The organism is Acidithiobacillus ferriphilus (assembly GCF_018854775.1).
Taxonomy (GTDB): domain Bacteria; phylum Pseudomonadota; class Gammaproteobacteria; order Acidithiobacillales; family Acidithiobacillaceae; genus Acidithiobacillus; species Acidithiobacillus ferriphilus.
On the sequence record NZ_JAAZTY010000244.1, the window covers coordinates 1 to 2,312 of the forward strand.

Sequence of the window (2,312 nt, forward strand, 5' to 3'; positions counted from 1 at the left end):
ACGCAGAAGCCCGCCACGACTGGCAGGACCGCATCCGCTACCTGCTGGTGGATGAATATCAGGACAGCAATGGGGCGCAGTACCGCCTGGTGCAAACGCTGCTGGGCACCCGTCACAACCTGACGGCGGTGGGAGATGATGACCAGAGCATCTACTCCTGGCGGGGTGCGGCTGCCGACAACCTGCATCGACTGGCGCAGGATTTCCCCAACCTCAAAGTCGTCAAACTGGAGCAGAACTACCGCTCCACCGGCCGCATTCTCCAAGCCGCCAATGCGGTCATTGCGCAAAATCCTCACCTCTTTGAAAAACGCCTGTGGAGCACGCTGGGCGATGGCCACAGTATCCGCGCTCTGCGCTGCGCCAATGAGATTGACGAGGCGGAGCAAGTAGTCAACGCCATACTCCGCGATCGCTTCCAACGGCAGGGGGAATACCGCGACTACGCCATTTTGTATCGTAGCAACCATCAGGCCCGCCCTTTTGAAGCGGCGCTGCGCAATGCCCGCATTCCTTACCAGATATCCGGCGGCCTCTCTTTCTTTGAACGCAGTGAAATCAAGGACTTTTTGTCCTACCTGCGGCTATTGGTCAACCCCGACGATGATCCCGCTTTTCTGCGTGCGGTCAACACCCCACGGCGGGGCATCGGCAGCGGCACACTGGAGCGCCTGGGCGCTTTCGCCAAGGAACGCAATCTCTCGCTGTTCGCCGCGCTTTGGGAAGACGCGTTGGAGTTGCCTGAAAAGGCGCGTACTGCCCTGCACAGCTTCGCCGGCTGGGTGAATCTTAAGGCCGACGAAGTGGACAAAGCCGAAATTATCCCGGCCTTGCAGAGCCTACCCGAAGAAATCGGCTATCTGCAGTATTTACAGAATGAAGGTGACGAAAAAGAGGTAGGACGCCGTTGGGAGAATATTCAGGAACTTCTGAGCTGGATGCAGCGCTTGCAAGAACAGGACGAGGGCCCGCAAACCCTCGCGGAAATACTCAATCGCCTGATGCTCTTCAACGTACTGGAGCGCGCGGAAGACGACGACCGCGATGTGCTGCGCCTGTCCACCCTGCACGCCGCTAAAGGGCTGGAATTTCCCCAGGTGTTTCTGGCGGGTGCCGAGGAAGAACTGCTGCCGCACCGCAACAGCGAAACCCCGGAGCAGATTGCAGAAGAACGCCGCCTCTTCTATGTGGGCATGACGCGCGCCCGCTTCCGACTGACTCTGAGTCTCTGTCGCAAACGCCGCCGCTACGGCCAGGACGTCCATCCGAAGCCGTCCCGCTTCCTCCAGGAAATCCCTAAAGAGCACCTGGACTGGCAGGGTGATCGGGACCCCGAAGAAGAAATGGATCCGGCTGCCGCCTTCGCCCGACTGCGGGGGATGCTCGGCAAAACCTGATAAATAGTTTGCCACGCACAAAAGCGGGGGGCGATCCACACCACCGGATCGCCCCCCGCTCTGTATCCCGCACGGGTTGCGGGAGCTTACCTGCCGCCTTTACCCAGCGACGTTACCCATGGCTTTGACGCGAGCCGAGAGCCGGCTTTTGGTGCGCGCCGCCATATTGCGGTGTGTCACACCCTTGCCCACCGTCTTGTCGATGACCGACTCCGCAGCGCGCAACGCGATGCGTGCCTGCTCCTGATTGCCGATATGTACGGCCTTCAGCACACCCTTCACATAAGTGCGCAGGCGCGAGCGCAGACTGGCATTGTGCAAGCGCCGTTTTTCATTTTGTAATACGCGCTTGCGCGCCTGAGCTGTATTGGCCAACTTTAGTACTCTCCATATCCACAATCCCGCGACTGCGGGAAATTAAGTGGCATATTCTGGCGCCATCGCCCAACCCTGTCAACATCAATACACATGCGAAAAACCGCCCGGCACGGCAACAGCGGTGCTGAATGCCCTGATTTACTCCGCCATTACGTGCACATGCTCTGGTGCCACCTGCACCCACAGCTCGGCGCCCAGCACCAGCGACCTGCCTGCGCACTGCATGCGCGGTAACAGCATATCAAGACACACAGTGCCCCCCATTCTGACGCGCAAGGCAACCCCCTCCTCGCGCAGTGCCGCGACCTGCAATTTCAGGACATTCGGCGCCGCGCCACCCAGAGCTTCGCCCGGCACGAGGTCCTCGGAACGAATGGCCACGGTCACCGCCATACCCGGACGCATGCCGTGCTGCAAGTCGGCACGCAAACGCCAGTCGGCTCCCGCCACCACCATTCCGGATCGCTCTATTTCCGCAACGCGTCCCGTCAGGAAATTACGAAACCCCAGCAAACGTGCCGCCCTCATAGTGGCGGG

Annotated in this window: 2 protein-coding genes and 1 pseudogene; 1 reads left to right on the top strand and 2 read right to left on the bottom strand. The window is 60.2% G+C overall.

Features of this window, described 5'->3' with window-relative positions:
- On the top strand, window positions 1–1,397 hold a 1,397-nt coding region (locus HF921_RS12865), incomplete at its 5' end, for a 3'-5' exonuclease (protein WP_215893963.1).
- A gap of 99 nt (window positions 1,398–1,496) precedes the next feature.
- Here HF921_RS12865 and rpsT read toward each other — a convergent pair.
- Both rpsT and HF921_RS12875 read right to left on the bottom strand, forming a co-directional pair.
- The gene (rpsT, locus tag HF921_RS12870; protein WP_064219339.1) at window positions 1,497–1,772 is read right to left on the bottom strand and encodes a 30S ribosomal protein S20; all 276 of its coding nucleotides are present in this window, start codon (window positions 1,770–1,772) and stop codon (window positions 1,497–1,499) included.
- 141 nt (window positions 1,773–1,913) lie between these two features.
- Window positions 1,914–2,312: pseudogene (locus HF921_RS12875) on the bottom strand (ABC transporter ATP-binding protein); the annotation flags it as partial.